This window comes from Aquamicrobium sp., from assembly GCF_023954335.1.
GTDB lineage: Bacteria > Pseudomonadota > Alphaproteobacteria > Rhizobiales > Rhizobiaceae > Aerobium.
This window is the reverse complement of record NZ_JAMLIE010000001.1, coordinates 729,811-748,231: the sequence shown is the minus strand read 5'-3', so window position 1 is coordinate 748,231 and position 18,421 is coordinate 729,811. Positions and strand designations below refer to the sequence as shown.

Sequence of the window (18,421 nt, the reverse complement as noted above, 5' to 3'; positions counted from 1 at the left end):
CGAACATCCGGAAAGTGAGATCGTCATGAAGATTGGCTTTGTCGGGCTGGGCCGCATGGGCCTGCCCATGGCTTCGAACCTGCAGCGCAAGGGCTTCTCCGTCACCGGCTTCGACCTGAAGCGGGAGGCGCGCGAGGCGCTTGCCGCCATCGGCGGAACGGGCGTGGCCAGCGCGGCCGACGCCGCGCGCGACGCCGACGTGGTTTTCACCATGCTGCCGAACTCGAACGACGTGCGCACCGTCGTCGAGGGCGAGATCCTGCCGGTGGCGCGGCCCGGCGCGATCATCGTCGACATGAGCACCATCGACCCGCTCGTCACCGACGAGATCGCCGCGCTCGTCGCGGCGAAGGGGCTGCGCTTCGCCGATTCGCCGGTCGGCCGGCTCGCCATCCACGCCGACAGGGGCGAGTGCCTGTTCATGGTCGGGGCGGCGGAGGCGGATTTCGCCGCCATCCGCCCGCTTCTGGAAGCCATGGGCACGACCATCCACCATTGCGGCCCGGTCGGGGCCGGCATGCGGATGAAGGTGGTCAACAACTACCTCGCCATCGCCGCCGCTCAGCTCAACGCCGAGACGCTGACGCTGATGGCGCGCTTCGGGCTCGATCTCGAAAAGACGATCGAGGTGCTCAACGGCACCACCGCGACCAACGGCCACCTGAAGACCAACTTCCCGGTCAAGGTGCTGGCGGGCGACATCGAGCCGGGGTTCCAGATCGACCTCGCGCACAAGGATCTCGGGCTCGCCCTGACGGCGGCCTCGGCGATGAAGGTGCCGCTGTCGATGGGCTCGGCGGCGCGCGAGTGCCTGCAGCTCGCCCGCGCGGGCGGCTTCGGCGGCAAGGATTTTTCCGGCCTGCTCGACGCGTGGTGCCGGCTTGCCGGGGTCGAGCCGCCCCGCCTGCCCGGGAAATAGCAGCCGTCTCCCGACAGCCTCCGCTGCGGTCGTGTCCGTTCGTGCCCAGGATCTCTTCGCATGGTGCCGTTGGTGGGTGACAACTCCTATTATCTCGAGCTCTACAGCCGTTACCGACGCGACCGGAACTCCGTCCCGGCCGACTGGTGCGTCTATTTCGAGACGCTGGACGGCGGCGAGGCCCCGACCGGCCGGCCGGACGCCCTCGCCGGAATGCTCGTCGACGCCTTCCGCCGCTCGGGCCATCTCGAGGCCGACCTCGACCCGCTCGGCTTCTTCCCGCGGCGCAGGCTCGCCTCGCTGGCGCGGCTGCGCGAAAGCGCGCGCGAACAGGGCGCGGCGGAAGCGCGCTACGACTATGCCGGGCAACGCCTGACGGGCGGGCTCGACGCGCTGCTGCAATCGCTGGAGGCGGCCTATACCGGCCCCTGCACGCTGCAGGCCACGCATATCGACGACGAGGACGCCCGCGACTGGCTCTTCGCCGAATATGAGCGGACGATGGCCGCGCCGCTCGATGCGGCGGCGCTGGAGCGCGCCTGCGAGGCCGTGGCGCTGGTCGACGAGTTCGAGAAATTCGTCATGACCAAGCACCCGACCAAGAAGCGGTTCGGCGCCGAAGGCTCGGAGGGAAGCGTCGTCCTGCTGCGCGAGCTCCTGCGCCACGCCGCCGGCGCGGGCTGCGCGGAAGCGGTGATGGGCGGCATGCATCGCGGCCGGCTGGCGACGCTGGCGACGGTGCTGGGCAAGCCGCCGGCGATGCTGCTGGCCGAGATCGCCGGCCACGACCTGACCGACGGCCGGCCCGACTATACCGGCGACGTGCCCTACCATCTCGGCCACGCGGCGGAACTGTCCTTCGACGGCGCCGCGCTCAAGGTCGCGCTGGCGCCGCATCCGTCGCATCTCGGCGTCGTCGCGCCGGTGGCCGCCGGCCTGACGCGCGCGCGCCGCAGGGACCGGGCGGCGGCGGACGCCGTCTGCATCCTCCTCCACACCGACGCGGCCTTTTCCGGCCAGGGGCTGATCGCCGAGCTGATGCAGCTCTCGGGCCTCGACGGCTACGGCGTCGGCGGCTCGATCCACATCGTCGTCAACAACCAGATCGGCTTCACCACCATGCCGTCCGAGGGCAGGACGGCGACCTACTGCACCGACATCGGCAAGATGGTCGGGGCGCCGGTGCTGCACGTCAACGGCGACGACCCCGCCGCGCTGGTCAGAGCCGCGGCCGTCGCCTTCGCGTGGCGCCGCGCCTTCGGCCGCGACGTCATCATCGACCTCGTCTGCTATCGCCGCAACGGCCACAACGAGCTCGACGAGCCGCGCTTCACCCAGCCGGCCATGTGGCAGCGCATCGACATTCACCGCCCGCTCGGCGCGGCGTTGGCCGAAAGCCTCGCCGCGCAGGACGAGGCGGCGGCGCAGCGCGTCGGCGAGACGGCGGCATCGTTCCGCCACGCGCTGGCCGATGCCTTCTCCGGCATCGGCAATGCGCGGCCCAACATGGTCAACCGCTTCCAGCAGGGCTGGGAGGAGCGGGTCTGCACCGGCGAGGCGGGGCTTCTCAATCCCGTGCGCACCGGCATGCCGGCCGACAGGCTGCGGGCGCTGGCGCGGGCGACCACGGCGATTCCCGCCGACATCGCCCCCCACCCCAAGATCCGCCAGTTCTACGAGACCCGCGCCGAGGCGATCGACAAGGGCGAGGCAATCAACTTCGCGACCGCCGAGGCCCTCGCCTTCGCCACGCTGCTCGCCGAGGGGCGCAGCGTCCGCCTGTCGGGGCAGGATTGCGTGCGCGGCACGTTCACCCAGCGCCATCTGCGGGTCCACGACCTCGCCAGCGAGCGCTCGGCGATGCCGCTCGCGGAAGCGGTGAGCGCGGGCGCGCGGATCGAGGCGATCAACAGCCCGCTGTCCGAATACGGCGTGCTCGCCTTCGAATACGGCCACAGCCTCGACAATCCCGACGATCTGGTGATCTGGGAGGCGCAGTTCGGCGACTTCCTCAACGGGGCGCAGATCGCGGTCGACCAGTTCATCGTCTCGGCCGAGGCGAAATGGCAGATCATGTCCGGCCTCGTCGCGCTCCTGCCGCACGGGCTCGAGGGACAGGGGCCGGACCATTCCTCGGCGCGCATCGAGCGCCTGCTGCAGCTGTGCGCCAACGGCAACATCGTCGTCGCCAACCCTTCGACGCCGGCTAACTATTTCCATCTCCTGCGCCGCCAGCTGCACGCGCCGTGGCGCAAGCCGCTCTTCGTCATCGCGCCGAAGTCGCTGCTGCGCGCGAGGGCCGGCATCTCCGCCCTCGCCGACTTCGCCGGGGACACGCATTTCCTGCCGTTCATCGCCGATCCGGCGGCAAGATCGGGGAAGAGCCGCGGCGTTATTCTCTGCTCGGGCAAGATCTATTATGATCTCGTGCAGGCGCGGAACGAGGAAGGGCTGGCCGAGGACGTCGCGATTCACCGGGTCGAGCAGCTCTATCCTCTGGACATTGCCGCCATCTCGCGCGAAATCTCGACCCTGCAAGGCAACGGCCCCGTCGTGTGGTGCCAGGAAGAGCCGCTGAACCAGGGCGCCTGGGCGTTCGTGCGCGACGCGCTCGGCGCGGCCGGGGTGCCGGCCCGGATCGAGGCGGTAGGACGGCCGGCCACGCCCGTTCCCGCCGGCGGCTCCATCGACCGCCATACGGCGGAGCAGAACGAGCTGGTCCGGCGCGCGCTGGCGCTGGCCATGGAGGAGTTGGCGACATGACGTCATTCGAGCCCGTCAGGGCCATTCTGCGCGGGCTCGAAGTGTTGCGGGTCGTCAGCGAGAACGGTCCCCTGACCGCCTCGGAAGTCAGCAAGGCCTGCCGCCTGCCCCAGCCCACCGCCGTGCGCATCATCGAAACGCTCATCGAAGCCGGCTATGTCTACCGCTATCCCGGCCAGCAGGTCTTCGGCGTGACCGCGCGGACGAAATCGCTGAGCCGCGGCTACGACGCGCGCTCGCGCCTCGTGCAGCTCGCCGAGCCCCTGATCGAGGACCTGCGCAGCCGCATCGGCTGGCCGTCGAACCTCGCGGTCCTCGAAGGCCGCTCGATGATCATCGTCTACTCCAACCGCAGCGCCAACGGCATGTCGATCCCCGGCCGCCTCGGCGCGCAGATCCCGCTGCTGGCGACCGGCGTCGGCACCGCCTATCTCGCCGCGCTCGACCGGCCCGAGCGCGAGCGCATCCTCGACCTGCTGCGCAAGAGCCAGGACCGGTGGGACGCCGAGCCCTCGCTGTGGGAGACGCTCAACGAGCGGATCGAGGCGGCGCGGCGCACCGGCCACGCCTTCGCGCAGGAAATCTACCTGAACGAGCTTTACCAGTCGCTGATCTGGGCCGTCGGCGTGCCGATCAAGGCGTTCGGCGAGCCGGTCGCCGCGATCAGCAGCCTCGTCCTCAACACGGCGGGAAGCCGCGACCAGCAATTGTCGCTCGTCCTGCCCGCGCTCGAGGCCACCGCAGACCGTATCGGCAAGCTGCTGGAGAAGGATGCGAGCGCCGGCATGGCGCCCGATGCAGGCGTAGCAGCAGCCGGCGCGGAACGGGATTGACCCCACCAAAGCCGGCGATACTGCGCCGGCTGTCTATCTTCCAATCCCCACGGCAGCAGCGTATTCGCCGATCAGCGCGGCCATCGCCTCCGGCTGCTGCGCGGCCGGCATGTGGCCGCAGCCTTCGAGGATTTCGAGCCGCGCGCCGCCCATCACCTGCGCCATGGCCAGCATGGCGGCGGGCGATGCGCTGACATCCTCCTCGCCGCAGACGAGCAGCGGCGCGATCTCCAGGTCGCGCAGAGCCTGCGAGACATCGGACTCGATCAGCGCCTGGCATATCTCGCAATAGGTAGCGACATCGCAGCGGGCGACCATCGTCTCGTAGAGCGCCGCGACCGGCGGATTGGCGGCGAGGAACCCGGCCGGGAACCAGCGCTGCACCATCTGCCGCGCCAGCGTGTCCATCCCGGACGTCGCGACGTCGAAGAACCGGCGCATCCACATCTGCGGCGTGCCCATGGTCGGCGTCGAGCCGACGATGACGAGGCCCTTGACGAGGTCGGGACGCCGAGCGGCAAGGAGGGCGGCGATATGCCCGCCGATCGAGGCGCCGACCAGGCACGCGGCCGGGCATTCGTGGGCTTCGAGCACCCGTTCGAGATCGTCGACAAGCTCGCCCATGCCGATGCGCCGACGCGGGCCGGCGGCCGACAGGCCATGGCCGATCTTGTCGTAGCGGATGGCGCGCAGGCCGGCGGGCAGCCTGTCGCACAGGTCGGACCACATGCGATGGTCGGTGCCGAGGGAATTGACGAACACGAGGGCGGGCTCGCCGCGGCGGCCGCCGTCGAGAACGTGATGCAGCCCGGTGCTTGCGGGGATCAGCGTGGTCATCTCGGCTCCGATCAGTCCGGCGCGACGGTCAGCCGCCCGCCCTCGACCTCGGCGCACGGGATCTGGCACGACAGCCGCGAGCGGCCCGGCTCGTACTGGCCGGTGCCTTCGAGGATGTCGAGCTCCTCGCCGCCGGGAACGGTCAGGTGCTCGGGCCACTCGCCGTCGAGATAGACGTGGCAGGTCGCGCACGAGCAGGTGCCGCCGCATGTCGCGAGGACGGAAAGGCCGGAATCGCGCATCACCTCCATCAGGCTCTGGCCGTCGATCAGCTCGACGTCGTATTCCTTGCTGTCGATATCGGTGACGGTAATCGTTTTCGTTGCCATGCTCGGTCAGCTCACCTTGTCTGGATGATTAGCGACATCTCTGTCGGGGTTGACGACCTGATCGATGAATCGATCGACGGTCCATTCTTCGCTCACGGCCCGCTTCCCCACGGTCTGCACCTTGGGAAAATTCACCGATTCCATGCCGGTCACGACGTTGCGGGCATCGCGGCAGATGACGACGTAGGCGTTGCCGGCGCCGTCGAGATCGATCCGCTCGGCGGCTGCCTCCGCGCCCGCCATGCTGCCGGCGGAGCGGACCTTCAGCCCCATCTGGTCGGTCCACAGGATCTGGACGTAGGCCCTGCCCCCGGCGGGGCCGCCGGCGATGTGGCGCGCGGCCATCTCGGCCGAGTGGAGCGCGTTCTCGATGCAGGGCGAGTAGGGCAGCGGCGCGCCGTCGTCGGCGACGATGCGCGCGACGTCGCCGACGGCATAGACGCCCTCGACATCGGTCGTGCCATGCCGGCCGGTGACGACGAAGCCGTTGTCGAGGCGCGGAGTACGGCCCTTGAAGGCAGGCAGGAGCGGGACCGAGCCGACGCCGGCAAGCACCTCGTCGACGACGACGTTCCTGTCGCCGCAGACGATCCTGTAGCCGCCGTCGTCGAGGCGGACGATGTCGTCGACGGCCGAGCCGAGCAGCACCGTCGCGCCCGCGCCTTCATGGGCGCGGCGAATGGTTTCCGACACGTCCGCGCCCAGCGCGCGCTTGAGAAGGCGATCCTCGCGTTCGAAGATGAAAACCCCGATGCCGCGCGCGGCCGCCGCCGAGGCGACCTCCAGCCCGACGAAGCCGCCGCCGACCACCGCCAGCGAGCGTATCGCGCGGAGCGCGTCGAGAACGCGGCACGCATCCGCCGGCGTGCCGAGCGCCATCGGGACCCGCGCCGAATAGGACGGCTGGCGCGGCTGCACCCCGGTCGCCAGAACCAGCTTGCCGTAGCCGATTTCCATGCCGCAGGAGAGCGTCAGCCTGCGCTCGTCCATGTCGACGGTCGCGACCCCGGCCCCGCCGAGCAGCGTGACGCGCCGGGTGCGCAGCCATTTGTCGCCGCGCAGCGGCACCTTCGGCCGCGCGCCCTCGGCATAGAGCGCGCCCTTCGACAGATGCGGCCGCTCGTAGGGCAGGCCGGGCTGCGCCTCGACGATGCCGATCGTGCCTTCGTATTTGTGGCGCCGGAGCTGGTCGGCCACGGCGGTGCCGCCATGGCCGGCGCCGACGATCACCGTGTCGAAATGCGCCATCAGGCCGCCCGCGGCTCGAGCTTCACATGCATCGAGGAGGGGCCGGAATTGGCCATGTTGCCGCCCTCGACATAGATGATCGGCTTGGAGCGATCGATGGCGATGCCGTCCATCACCGCGCTGAACTCCTTGAGCGCGGCGGTCGCCTCCAGCCGCGCCAGCGGCGCGCCGAGGCACATGTGAATGCCGTGGCCGAAGCCGATATGGGCAGCGTTGTCGCGGCCGATGTCGAACATGTCGGCATTGTCGAAGACGGTCCGGTCGCGGTTTGCCGAGCCCGGCAGCAGCTTGACGAAGGAGCCCTTGGGAATGGTGACGCCGGCGACCTCGGCGTCCTCGTAGGTCATGCGGCTGACGCGCTGCAGCGTCCCGCGGTAGCGGACCTGCTCCTCGACGCAAGGGGCGAGCAGGGTGTCGTCGCCGCGCAGCCGGACGATGAGGTCGGGATGCTCGGACAGCGTCGTCATCAGGTTGGCGATGATGATCGTCGTCGTCTCGTGGCCGGCGACGAACATGAAGCCGACCATGTGAACGGCCTCGTCATGGGTGAGGTCGCCGCTGAGATACTGGCCGTAGAGCTTGGCGATGAGCGATTCCTCGCCCCTGGCGTGCGCCTCCTTCATCTCGCCTTCGAGGAACTGGAAGAACTCGGCCGTCGTCTCCTTGTCGCCGGCGGCGCCGGGGGCGTTGCGCCCCACCCGGCCGAAATAGCTCGACATGGCGTCCGACCATTCCTTCAGCTGGTCGATCTCGGAAAAGCGCAGGCCGAGGACGGAGGCGATGGTCTTCATGGTCAGCGGCAAGGCGAAGCCGTTGACGATGTCGCCACCGCCGGCCGCCGCCAGATCGCCGAGGAGTTGGCGGGCCTGCGCGGCGACGCCCGGCCGCAGCGCCTCCAGCGATTTCGGAATGAAATGCGGCGCCACGGCGCGGCGCAGGCGCGGATGGTCGGGCGAATCGAGGATGGTCAGGAAGCGCAGCAGGTAAGGATCCATGACCTGCGAGCCGAACACCTTGGGCGAGCGGAACGCCTGACGGATGTCCTCGTAGCGCGAGAGGAACCAGACGTCGCCGGAGGGCGTCGAGGTGCGCAGGGCCGGGGCATTGTCGCGCATCCATGCATAATAAGGAAACGGATCGGCCTGGATGGAGAAGCTGACCGCATCGAACGGGCCGATATCCTCCGGCCAGTCGAGCTCATGGGAATAGGGGTGGGAAGAGGACATCTGGGGCTCCGGAAAGGCACGACCTTGATAAATGTCAAATAACAAGAAATCTGGATTTTTGCAATATATGAGAAAATAGGATATTATGTGCATCGCACAACGCTCCTGCGAGGGACGGCGGGCGCGGCGCCGGCCCGGCCGGCCGCACGGAAGACGAACGGGCGGGGCTGCGGTAACAAGGGACTGGAAAGAATCAGGCGGGTTTCATGAAGGCGCGACGATGAACGAGTCAGAGAGCATCAACCGGTTCTTCGCGATCATCGGCTGCTTCACCGAGACCCACCCGCGCTGGACGGCGAACGAGCTTTCGGAAACGCTCGACCTGAAGAAATCGACCGTCTACCGCTATCTCAGGAGCATGCAGTCCTACGGCATCCTGACCAACATCTCGGGCTCCTACATCCTCGGCCCGCGCTTCATCGAGATCGACAGGACGGTGCGCCTGTCGGACCCCGTCCTCAAGGCCGCCGACGAGATCCTGCGGGACGCCCGCGACGCGGTCAGCGGCACGATCATGATCTCGCGCTTCTACGGCGACAAGATCCTGTCGGTCTACGAGGACAAGACGGACGAGACGATCCGCCTCGAGATGGACCGCGGGAAATCGATGAACCTGCTTCAGGGCGGCCCGTCCCGCATCGTCCTGTCCCACCTGCCCTCGGCCGAGTTGAAGAACGTCTATCTCCTGTTCGAGAACGAGATCAGGCAGAAGAAGATCGCCGAGGACTGGGCCGGCTTTCGCAAAAAACTCAAGAAGCTGCGGACGGATGGTTACATCGTCTCCAGCGAGCTCGACGCCCATCTCGTCGGCATCTCCGTGCCGATCAAGATGCAGAACGGCAAGATCTACGGCAGCCTGACCTTCGCCCGCTACAAGGACCGCGACTACGCGACCGCGATTCCCGAGCTGATCCTGCTGGCCAAGGAAAAGGCCGCACGCATCGGCGAGCGGATATGACCCTTCACGACGATCGCAGCAGGGCGAGGCCGGCTCCGCCCGCCGCCGCGATGAGCACCACGATCCAGGGCGGGCTCTTCCACACGGTCAGCGCCGAAAAGCAGACGAGCGCCAGCGCGAAATCCTCCGGCCGCCGGATCGCGCCCGTCCAGACCGGGTCGTAGAGCGCCACGCCGAGAATCCCGACCACCGCCGCGTTGACCCCGGCCATCGGCGCGCGGACCCGCGGCCGCGCCCTGAGCGCGCTCCAGAACGGCAGCGCCCCGGTCAGCAGCAAAAGGCCGGGCAGGAAGATCGCGACAAGCGCCAGCGCCGCCCCGGCGATGCCGTTCGGAGCGGGCTCCAGCAGCGTGCCGAGGAAAGCGGCGAAGGTGAACAGCGGCCCCGGCACGGCCTGCGCCGCGCCATAGCCGGCAAGGAAGGCGTCGGCGGAGACCCAGCCGGGCGCGACGATCTCCGCCTCGAGCAGCGGCAGCACGACATGGCCCCCGCCGAACACCAGCGCGCCGGCGCGGTAGAACGCGTCGACCACCGCCAGCGCCTGCACGGGAACCGCAGCCGCCAGAAGCGGCAGGCCGACGAGAAGGAGGGCGAAGACCGCGAGCGCCGCGACGCCGGCCGCCTTCGATACCGGGAAATGAAGCCCGGCATCCAGCCTCTGCCCCGCACCGTCGCCGTGGCACAGCCACAGACCGGCCAGCGCGCCGGCGAGGATCGCCGCGAACTGGCCGAAAACTCCGCCGAGGACCGTCACGATCACCACCGCCGCCACGGCGATGCCGGCTCGCTGGCGATCCGGGCAGAGCGTGCGGGTCATGCCTAGAACCGCCTGCGCGACGATGGCGACCGCCATCACCTTGAGCCCGTGCAGGAGGCCGAGGCCGAGCGGGCCGGCGAGCGCGCCCGCCGACCAGGCGAACAGCACGAGAAGGATGGCGGACGGCAGGGTGAAGCCCGCCCAGGCCGCGAGCGCGCCCTTCGCGCCGGCGCGTTGCAGGCCGAGCGCGAAGCCGACCTGGCTCGATGCCGGGCCGGGCAGGAACTGGCAGAGCGCGACCAGATCGGCATAGGCGCGATCGTCGATCCAGCGGCGGCGGGCGACGAACTCCTCGCGGAAATAGCCCAGATGCGCGATCGGCCCGCCGAAGGAGGTGAGCCCGAGCTTCAGGAAGGCGGCCAGCACCTCGCCGGCCGTGCCCTGCTGCACAGATACCGTCTCCGGAGGCTCAGCCGGACCGGAATTCATCGCGGCCCTCTCCTTAGACCGGCACGCATCTCGCGAGAATCCTAGCGCCAGAACGGCCTCGCATCGCGGAACACATCGTGCGCCTCGGCAGCTTCCTCGAGCAAATCGGCCTTGTCGCTGTCGAAATCCGGCACGGCGGTCTCGCCCTCGCCCAGCACGCGCTGCGACATGGCGATGTCGTTGAGCGCGCCGAGCTTGTCCTGCAACGCCGACAGCGCCTCGATGAAGCGCCGCCCCCGACGCTTGCCCCGTTTGTCGGCGAAAAGGGAGGCGAAGAACTCCGCCGCATAGCGCAGCTTCTTGGCGTCCTTGCGCAGCACGTGACGCGCCTCATCGGTGAGGTTTTCGAGGCCGCGCCCGCCCTTCTTGACCCTGCGGCGGAAGCGGTCGAGCGCCGCGCCCGCGAAGCCGCGCACCGGCTCGTCGCGCAGCACGCCGCCCTCGGGGCGGGAGAGCCAGCCGCCCAGCGCCAGCCAGCGCGACAGGTCGAGCATCAGCGCCCGCGCCCGGGCCGACGATACCGCGGCCAGCGCCCGGCCATAGGCCTCGTCGCAGGCCTGTTCGAGGCGGCCGCGCAATTCCGGCTCGACCGTCCCGCCCGACAGGAGCACGTCGAGGTCGCGCGCCTCGCCGAGCGCGTTCGCCAGCCATCTGGTTTCCTCGCGCAGCCCGGCGAAAAAATCGTCCTCCAGCATCGGCGCGAAGATCGAGAAGGCGGAGCGCAGCCGGCGCAGGGCGACGCGCGCCTGATGCACAGCCTCCGGGTGCGCCCGGTCGATGGCCGCCTCGTTCAGGCGATATTGCCGCAGGTAGGAGCCGGCGATCGCGCGGAACGCGTCCGCCGCGCTCATCTCCGGCGACAGGGCGACCTCGCCCGACTTGAACGAGCGGATGACGGGGCCGAGCAGGCGCTGGCCGCGCTCGGCCTTGTTGACGACGCCGACATGGAGCGGGACGATGCCGTCGAGATGCCGCGCCAGCGAGAACAGGGCCGCCGGCGTGCCTTCCTTCAGCTCCAGCTCGATCTCGCAGACCGGCGCGCTGCGCTCGCCGGCCACGACATGGCCGCGGTCGAGCACGACCTCGACCAGCGCCTCCTCCCACGGCACGTCCCAGACCAGCCGCTCGACGCGGATCTCGAAGATCGGGACAATGTCGTGCAGCCGCGCCCCGAGAAGGGCGGGAAGCGGCGTCGCATCGTCGAGAACCGGCCGGTCGTCCTCGACCGTCCGCTCCCATTCCGGCCGGGCGAACAGGCCCGCCGTCGCGGTGCCCGCCGCCTTCACGGTCTGGGTGCGGACGCCGCCCGCATCCCTGATCCGCAGTGAGAACCCGGCCTTCGCCAGATGCCCGTCGGGCGTGTCGAAATAGGGCGTGCGCAGCTCGAGCCGCTTCGGCCCGGCGGCCAGCGCGCCGGAGGCGAGAAGCGTCTCGGCCGCCTCGGGGGTCAGCTCGAGCTTGAGTTCGATTTCCTGCGCCATGTTCGCCGGCTCCGGTTTCGTGCCCGCCATCCGTCTACACGGCGAATATCACATATTCGCGAAAGCCTGCGCACGGCCAAGCCGGCGACATGCGCCGCCGGTTTCCCCGACCGCCCCGGTCGCGGGATCAGATGTCGAGATTGGCGACCGAGAGCGCGTTTTCCTGGATGAAGTCGCGGCGCGGCTCGACCTCGTCGCCCATCAGGCGGGCGAACAGCGAATCGGCGTCCGTCGCGTCGGTCACCTTGACCTGGAGCAGCGAGCGCACATTCGGGTCGAGCGTCGTTTCCCAGAGCTGCTCGGCGTTCATCTCGCCCAGCCCCTTGTAGCGCTGCAGGGTCAGCCCCTTGCGCCCCGAGGCGAAGATGGCGTCGAGCAGCGCCGTCGGCCCGGAGATCGCCTCGCTCGCCTCGCGGCGGCGCAGCACCGGCCGCTTGCCGTAGATCTCCTGCATGCGCTGGGCGTAGCGGTCGATGGCGCGCGCGTCGGCCGAGCCGATCAGCGCGGCGTCCAGCACCACCACTTCCCTGACGCCGCGCACCGTGCGCTCGAAGACGAGGCCGCCGACGCCCTCGTTGGACGGATTGGCCCGGCCTTCCCAGCCGCGCTCCGTCTCCTCGGAGATCGCGTCGAGCCGCCGGGCGACATAGGCGGCGGCCTCGGCGGCGCGGCCGGGATCGGCCAGCACCTCGGCGTTGAGCGCGCCGGCGATCGCCGCCTGCTCGACGACGGTGCGCGAATAGCGCGTATGGAGGCCGTTCATCAGCGTGCGCAGGGCGAGCGCGTCGTCGACCACGGCGCGCAGGTCCGCCCCTGCCCGCACCTCGCCGTCGCCGAGCTCCAGCGAGGCGTCGTCGAGCCCGGAATCGATCAGGAATTCCTCGAAGGAGCGCTCGTCCTTGATGTATTGCGCGCTCTTGCCGCGCGACACCTTGTAGAGCGGCGGCTGGGCTATGTAGAGGTGGCCGCGCTCGATCAGCTCCGGCATCTGCCGGAAGAAGAAGGTGAGCAGAAGGGTGCGGATATGGGCGCCGTCGACGTCGGCGTCGGTCATGATGATGATCTTGTGATAGCGCAGCTTGTCGGCGTTGAACTCGTCCTTGCCGATGCCGGTGCCGAGCGCGGTGATCAGCGTGCCGATCATGTCGGAGGAGAGCATGCGGTCGAAGCGCGCGCGCTCGACATTGAGGATCTTGCCGCGCAGCGGCAGGATCGCCTGGTTCTGGCGCGAGCGGCCGGACTTGGCCGAGCCGCCAGCCGAATCGCCCTCGACGATGAACATCTCGGACTTGGCCGGGTCGCGCTCCTGGCAGTCGGCAAGCTTGCCGGGCAGCGAGGCGATGTCGAGCGCGCCCTTGCGGCGGGTCAGTTCGCGCGCCTTGCGCGCGGCCTCGCGCGCCGCCGCCGCTTCGACCACCTTGCCGACAAGCACCTTCGCCTCGCCCGGATGCTCCTCGAGCCAGGTGCCGAGCGCCTCGTTGACCAGGCTTTCGACCACCGGCCGCACCTCGGAGGAGACCAGCTTGTCCTTGGTCTGCGACGAGAATTTCGGATCGGGCACCTTGACCGAGAGAACGGCGGTCAGCCCCTCGCGGCAGTCGTCGCCGGTCAGCGAGACCTTCTCCTTCTTGGAGATGCCGGAGGTCTCGGCATAGCCGGTGACCTGGCGCGTCAGCGCGCCGCGGAAGCCGGCCAGATGCGTGCCGCCGTCGCGCTGCGGGATGTTGTTGGTGAAGGCGAGCACGTTTTCGTGGTAGCTGTCGTTCCACCACATCGCCACCTCGACCGTGATGCCGTCGCGCTCGGCGCGGATGGCGATGGGCGCGGCGATCAGCGCTTTCTTGGCCCGGTCGAGATATTTGACGAACTCCTCCAGACCGCCCTCGTAGACCAGCTCCTGGCTCACGATGTCGGCATGGCGCGCGTCGGTCAGCACGATGCGCACGCCTGAATTCAGGAAGGCGAGCTCGCGCAGCCGGTGCTCCAGCGTCGCGTAGTCGAACTCGGTCTTCGAGAAGGTCTGCGGCGAGGGCAGGAACGTCACCTCGGTGCCGGTCTCGCCGCCGGCGTCGCCGGTGACGGCGAGCGGCGCGTCGGGCACGCCGTGGCTGAAGCTCATCTCGTGGATCTTGCCGGCGCGCCGGATCTTGAGCCTCAAATAGATCGACAGCGCGTTGACCACCGAGACGCCGACGCCGTGCAGGCCGCCGGACACCTTGTAGGAATTCTGGTCGAACTTCCCGCCGGCGTGGAGCTGGGTCATGATGACCTCGGCCGCCGAGACGCCCTCGCCCGAGTGGATGTCGGTCGGGATGCCGCGGCCGTTGTCGGTGACGGTGCAGGAGCCGTCGGCGTTGAGCGTGACGGTGACGCGCGTCGCATGGCCGGCCAGCGCCTCGTCGATGGCGTTGTCGACCACCTCGTAGACCATGTGGTGCAGGCCCGAGCCGTCGTCGGTGTCGCCGATATACATGCCCGGCCGCTTGCGCACCGCATCGAGGCCCTTCAGGACCTTGATCGAATCCGCGCCATAATCGGTGCCGCTGCCGTTCTCGGTTTCGTCGCTCATGAAGGTCCGTTTCTGCCGTTTCCGGGGAAGGACGCGCGGGATCGAATCACGCGCCGCAAGACCCTGAAGATATAGGCCCTGAAGCGTTGATTTCCAAGGCATTTGCCCGATTCGGATGGGGATGACGCGGCGTTTGGGCCGCCGGTTTGAATGCGGGCCGCCCGCACCCTAGATGGAAGGGACCCGCAACGGAGCCCCGGCGATGGACGCCACGCCCGCCCCCTTCGTGCCGCCGGCGCCGAAGCCGCGCTCGAAGCCGCCGTCGACGCTGCAGCTGATGCGCATCGTCTACCGCAACCCGCTCGAGCTATGGGGCGAGCCGTCCTACAACGAGCCGTTCGTGTCGATCGGCACCGGGATCGGCGGGCCGCTGCTCATCGCCAACGACCCGGCGCTGATCCGCCACATCCTCGTCGACAATGCCGCCAACTACCGCATGGCGCGGGTGCGGCAGAAGATATTGCGGCCGATCCTGAAGGACGGGCTGCTGACGGCGGAAGGCGAGACCTGGAAGCGCTCGCGCAAGGCGATGGCGCCGGTGTTCACGCCGCGCCACATCGCCGGCTTCGCCCGCCCGATGCTGGAGCGCAGCGAGGCGTTCGCCGCCCGCTACGCCGACGGGGCGGTGAGCGACATCGCCCGCGACATGACGATGCTGACCTACGACATCCTCGCCGAGACGCTGTTCTCCGGCGAGATCGCCGGCGACCCGGCCGATTTTGCCCGTCAGGTCGATCACCTTTTCGAAACCATGGGCCGCGTCGACCCGCTCGACCTGATCGGCGCGCCCGACTGGCTGCCGCGCATCACCCGCCTGCGCGGGCGCCGCACGCTCGCCTTCTTCCGCACGCTGGTGGCCGAGACGATGCGCATGCGCAAGGAAAGGCTCGCGGCCGACCCCGACGGCTGCCCGAGCGACTTCCTGACCCTTCTGCTGAAGGCCGAGGGGCCGGACGGGCTTTCCGCCGATGAGATCGAGGACAACATCATCACCTTCATCGGCGCCGGACACGAGACGACGGCGCGGGCGCTCGGCTGGACGCTCTACTGCCTGTCGCGGGCGCCGTGGGAGCGCGACAGGATCGAGGCCGAGATCGACGCGGTGGTGGCGACGACGCAGGACCCGCACGCATGGCTGGCGAAGATGCCGCTGGCGCGCGCCGCCTTCGAGGAGGCGATGCGGCTCTACCCGCCCGCGGCCTCGATCAGCCGCGAGGCGATAGCGGCCGAGCGCTGGCAAGGCCTCGACATCGCCGCCGGGACGCAGGTGCAGATCATGCCGTGGACCATCCACCGCCACCGCAAGCTGTGGAAGGACCCCGACGCCTTCCTGCCCGAGCGTTTCCACCCGGAAAACCGCGAAAAAATCGACCGCTACCAGTACCTGCCGTTCGGCGCCGGCCCGCGCGTATGCATCGGCGCCGCCTTCGCCATGCAGGAGGCGGCGATCGCGCTCGGCGTGCTGATGTCGCGCTTCCGCTTCGACGTATTGCCCGAAACCGATCCGTGGCCGGTGCAGAAGCTGACCACCCAGCCGCAGGGCGGCCTGCCGATGCGAGTCAGCCGGCGGTAGTGCCTTCTCTGGCGAGCACGCCGCCACCCCTTATCCGCCCTTCGGGCACCTTCTCCCCGTGAACGGCGAGATGGGGATACGGCGGCGTTGCGGTCATCCCTCCTCTCCCCGTTCACGGGGAGAGGATGCCGGCAGGCAGGTGAGGGGCAGCGCCAATGCCCAACCAGAGCCGCCCGGCTTCGATGAAATCACACGAAGGCGAACACCCGCGCCGGGCCGCCGGTGCCGCCGCGCACCTTGGGCGCGCCGACGACGATGGTCGCGCCCTTCGCCGGCAGGGCGCCCAGATTGGCGACGCCCTCGATGCCGTAGCGGCCGGCCGGCAGCCAGGTGTTGTGGACGGCGAAGTCGGGCGACTAGCCGAAATTGAGCGACAGCGTGTCGACCGCGATCGCCTTGGCCGAGCCTTCTAGAAGCTGGTGGATCGCGTCGACATGGAAGCCGGGGAAGTGCATCTTGCCCTCGGCATCGGCGTTGCGGAACTTGTCCGTGCCGAGATGGGCGTCCCAGCCGGAGTTCAGCGCCACCACCGCGCCCTCGGGCAGCTCGCCATTGGCGTCGATCCATGCCTTGAGGTCGTCCGGCGTCAGCTGCGCGTCGGCGTTCCCGGCCGCCTTCGCCCGGATGTCGACGACGACCAGCGGCGCGACGAGATCTTCCACCGGCAGCTCCGCCACCGACTTGCCGTCGGCCGAGAAATGCAGCGGCGCGTCGATATGGGTCCCGGTGTGCTCGTTGATGCGCAGCTCGTAGAGGTTGAACGTGTCCTTCTCGTAGCTGAACTTCTTGTCGTAGAAGACCTGCTGCCCGCCGAAGAAGGTCGGGAACTCTTCATGCAGCTCGTGCGTCAGGTCGGCGACGGTGCCCGGCAGGCCCTCGGCGAACAGCGGCGCCGCATCGGCGCGCAGCGGTTGCGGCGTGACCGCGATGGTCGTCGCCGCCGCGGCCGCGGCGATGCCGCCCCTGAACAGGCTGCGGCGCGACAGCATGTTCGACTTGACGTTTTCCATGACGCAGGCGTGACACATCGCGATATTCCCCTCTTTTGCAGCAAAGCAAGGGGCAGCATGACTCCGCGCTCCATCCGCCGCAAGGGAATGATTTTCCGGCGCTCAGCGGCCGTTGAAAATATTTTCGACATGGACAGGCCAGCGCCGCGGCACGACCGCCACCATGTCGAAGCGCAGCGCGAGCCGCGCATGGTCGGGCTGGCGCGCCAGCCACAGGTCGGCGGCCGCCTCGATGCGGCGCTCGTTGAGGCGCTGCACCGCCTCCATCGCCTCGGTGAGCGTCGGCCGCACCTTGACCTCGACGATCAGGACGAGATCGCCGCGCCGGGCGATCAGGTCGATCTCGCCGAGCTTCGTGCGGTAGCGGCGGGCGAGGATGCGGTAGCCTTTCAGCATCAGGGCGAGCGCGGCGAGCCATTCGCCGCGATGGCCGCGCCGGTAATGGCGCAGCTTCCGCCCTGTGCCGCTATCCGCCATCGCCCTTCAGTTCCAACAGCCGGCGGTAGAGGTCGGCCTTCCGGCCCCCCGTCATTCTCGCAGCTTCGGCCGCCGCCTTCGAGGCGCCGAGCTCGGCACCCAACGACAGCAGCAGCGCGTCGACGTCCTCCGCCGTCTCCTGCCGCCCCAGTGGCGGGCCGACGCAGACGACGATTTCCCCGCGCGGCGCGTCTTCCTGCGCGTAAGCCCCGGCCAGCGCGGCGAGCGGGCCGCGCCGCACCTCCTCGAAAGTCTTGGTCAGCTCGCGGCAGATGGCGGCAGGCCGGTCGCCCAGCGCCCCGGCCATCGCCGCCAGCGCCTCGGCGAGCCGGCGCGGCGATTCGTAGAACAGGAGCGTCGCCGGCACAGCCTTCAATTCTTCGAGCCGCGTCTTCCGCTGTCCCGCCTTCACCGGCAGGAAGCCGGCGAACAGGAAGGTGTCGGAGGGCAGGCCGGAGGCCGTCAGCGCCGCGAGTAGCGCCGAGGGCCCTGGGATCGGCACGACCGCGCCGCCTGCCGCGACGACCTCCTCGACCAGCCGGTAGCCGGGGTCGGAGACGAGCGGCGTGCCGGCGTCGGAGACCAGCGCCACGCTTTTCCCGGCCAGCACCGCCTCGACGAGCTTAGGCCCGGCCTGCGCGGCGTTGTGCTCGTGATAGGCGGTCATGCGGCGCGAGATGCCGTAGCGGGAAAGCAGTACGCGGGTGACCCGCGTATCCTCGCAGGCGAGGATGTCGGCCGCGGCCAGCGTCTCCAGCGCGCGCAAGGTGATGTCGGAAAGATTGCCGATCGGCGTCGCGACGAGATAGAGCGCGGGGGGAAGCGGCCGGGCGGCGAACACCGCCTGCCCGACGACATAGCTGCGCTCCCTGCCCGCGTGGTTCTCCGTCATCGGCCTGTCCGTTCGAGCATGATCTTGTCCGAAAACCGGTTCCCACTTTTCGGGATCATG

At 69.3% G+C, this 18,421-nt stretch carries 14 protein-coding genes and 1 pseudogene; 5 read left to right on the top strand and 10 right to left on the bottom strand.

All coding sequences use genetic code 11. The features are described from left to right. Window positions 1-25 precede the first annotated feature (25 nt). The 3 genes from M9945_RS03695 to M9945_RS03685 are packed head-to-tail and all read left to right on the top strand — an operon-like array spanning window position 26 to window position 4,515. Window positions 26-919 carry an NAD(P)-dependent oxidoreductase gene (locus M9945_RS03695; RefSeq protein ID WP_367943449.1) on the top strand — a complete coding sequence of 298 codons (894 nt, stop codon included), beginning with the start codon at window positions 26-28 and terminating at the stop codon, window positions 917-919. 60 nt (window positions 920-979) lie between these two features. Further along, window positions 980-3,682 carry a 2-oxoglutarate dehydrogenase E1 component gene (locus M9945_RS03690; protein WP_367943448.1) on the top strand — a complete coding sequence of 901 codons (2,703 nt, stop codon included), beginning with the start codon at window positions 980-982 and terminating at the stop codon, window positions 3,680-3,682. Beyond that, on the top strand, window positions 3,679-4,515 hold the full coding sequence (locus M9945_RS03685; protein WP_367943447.1) for an IclR family transcriptional regulator: 837 nt from the start codon (window positions 3,679-3,681) through the stop codon (window positions 4,513-4,515). Before M9945_RS03690 ends, M9945_RS03685 begins: the two co-directional genes overlap by 4 nt. 33 nt (window positions 4,516-4,548) lie before the next feature. On the opposite strand, the gene M9945_RS03680 is transcribed toward M9945_RS03685, so the two are convergent. Genes M9945_RS03680 through M9945_RS03665 form a run of 4 tightly spaced genes read right to left on the bottom strand, consistent with a single transcriptional unit; the run spans window position 4,549 to window position 8,155 of the window. After that, window positions 4,549-5,352, bottom strand: coding sequence for an alpha/beta fold hydrolase (locus M9945_RS03680; RefSeq protein WP_367943446.1), 804 nt, complete (start codon window positions 5,350-5,352; stop codon window positions 4,549-4,551). A gap of 11 nt (window positions 5,353-5,363) precedes the next feature. Continuing rightward, window positions 5,364-5,681 carry a 2Fe-2S iron-sulfur cluster-binding protein gene (locus M9945_RS03675; RefSeq protein WP_367943445.1) on the bottom strand — a complete coding sequence of 106 codons (318 nt, stop codon included), beginning with the start codon at window positions 5,679-5,681 and terminating at the stop codon, window positions 5,364-5,366. Between the two features lie 6 nt (window positions 5,682-5,687). Next, window positions 5,688-6,929, bottom strand: a complete 1,242-nt coding sequence (locus M9945_RS03670) for an NAD(P)/FAD-dependent oxidoreductase (protein ID WP_367943444.1) — start codon at window positions 6,927-6,929, stop codon at window positions 5,688-5,690. After that, the gene (locus M9945_RS03665; RefSeq protein WP_367943443.1) at window positions 6,929-8,155 is read right to left on the bottom strand and encodes a cytochrome P450; all 1,227 of its coding nucleotides are present in this window, start codon (window positions 8,153-8,155) and stop codon (window positions 6,929-6,931) included. Before M9945_RS03665 ends, M9945_RS03670 begins: the two co-directional genes overlap by 1 nt. A 220-nt stretch (window positions 8,156-8,375) precedes the next feature. On the opposite strand from M9945_RS03665, the gene M9945_RS03660 reads away from it, so the two are divergent. Next, window positions 8,376-9,113 (top strand): IclR family transcriptional regulator, encoded by a 738-nt coding sequence (locus tag M9945_RS03660; RefSeq protein ID WP_367943442.1) that lies wholly within the window; start codon window positions 8,376-8,378, stop codon window positions 9,111-9,113. 4 nt (window positions 9,114-9,117) lie between these two features. Here the strand turns inward: M9945_RS03660 and chrA are convergent, their stop codons facing one another. From chrA to gyrB, 3 genes are all read right to left on the bottom strand, one after another. Then, complete coding sequence (chrA, locus tag M9945_RS03655) at window positions 9,118-10,359, bottom strand: chromate efflux transporter (RefSeq protein ID WP_367943441.1); 1,242 nt, start codon at window positions 10,357-10,359, stop codon at window positions 9,118-9,120. A 41-nt stretch (window positions 10,360-10,400) separates the two neighbouring features. Beyond that, window positions 10,401-11,840, bottom strand: coding sequence for a CHAD domain-containing protein (locus M9945_RS03650; RefSeq protein ID WP_367943440.1), 1,440 nt, complete (start codon window positions 11,838-11,840; stop codon window positions 10,401-10,403). Window positions 11,841-11,967: 127 nt separating this feature from the next. Further along, the gene (gene gyrB / locus M9945_RS03645; RefSeq protein ID WP_367943439.1) at window positions 11,968-14,409 is read right to left on the bottom strand and encodes a DNA topoisomerase (ATP-hydrolyzing) subunit B; all 2,442 of its coding nucleotides are present in this window, start codon (window positions 14,407-14,409) and stop codon (window positions 11,968-11,970) included. Between the two features lie 202 nt (window positions 14,410-14,611). On the opposite strand from gyrB, the gene M9945_RS03640 reads away from it, so the two are divergent. Beyond that, window positions 14,612-15,982 (top strand): cytochrome P450, encoded by a 1,371-nt coding sequence (locus M9945_RS03640; RefSeq protein WP_367943438.1) that lies wholly within the window; start codon window positions 14,612-14,614, stop codon window positions 15,980-15,982. A 188-nt stretch (window positions 15,983-16,170) separates the two neighbouring features. Here M9945_RS03640 and M9945_RS03635 read toward each other — a convergent pair. The 3 genes and pseudogenes from M9945_RS03635 to rsmI all read right to left on the bottom strand — a co-directional run bounded on the left by M9945_RS03635 (window position 16,171) and on the right by rsmI (window position 18,361). Next, window positions 16,171-17,010: pseudogene (locus M9945_RS03635) on the bottom strand (cyclase family protein). 84 nt (window positions 17,011-17,094) lie between these two features. Then, window positions 17,095-17,469 carry a YraN family protein gene (locus M9945_RS03630; RefSeq protein WP_367943437.1) on the bottom strand — a complete coding sequence of 125 codons (375 nt, stop codon included), beginning with the start codon at window positions 17,467-17,469 and terminating at the stop codon, window positions 17,095-17,097. Continuing rightward, entirely contained in the window at window positions 17,459-18,361 is a 903-nt protein-coding gene (gene rsmI, locus M9945_RS03625; protein WP_367943436.1) for a 16S rRNA (cytidine(1402)-2'-O)-methyltransferase, read from the bottom strand. Before rsmI ends, M9945_RS03630 begins: the two co-directional genes overlap by 11 nt. Window positions 18,362-18,421: the final 60 nt, after the last annotated feature.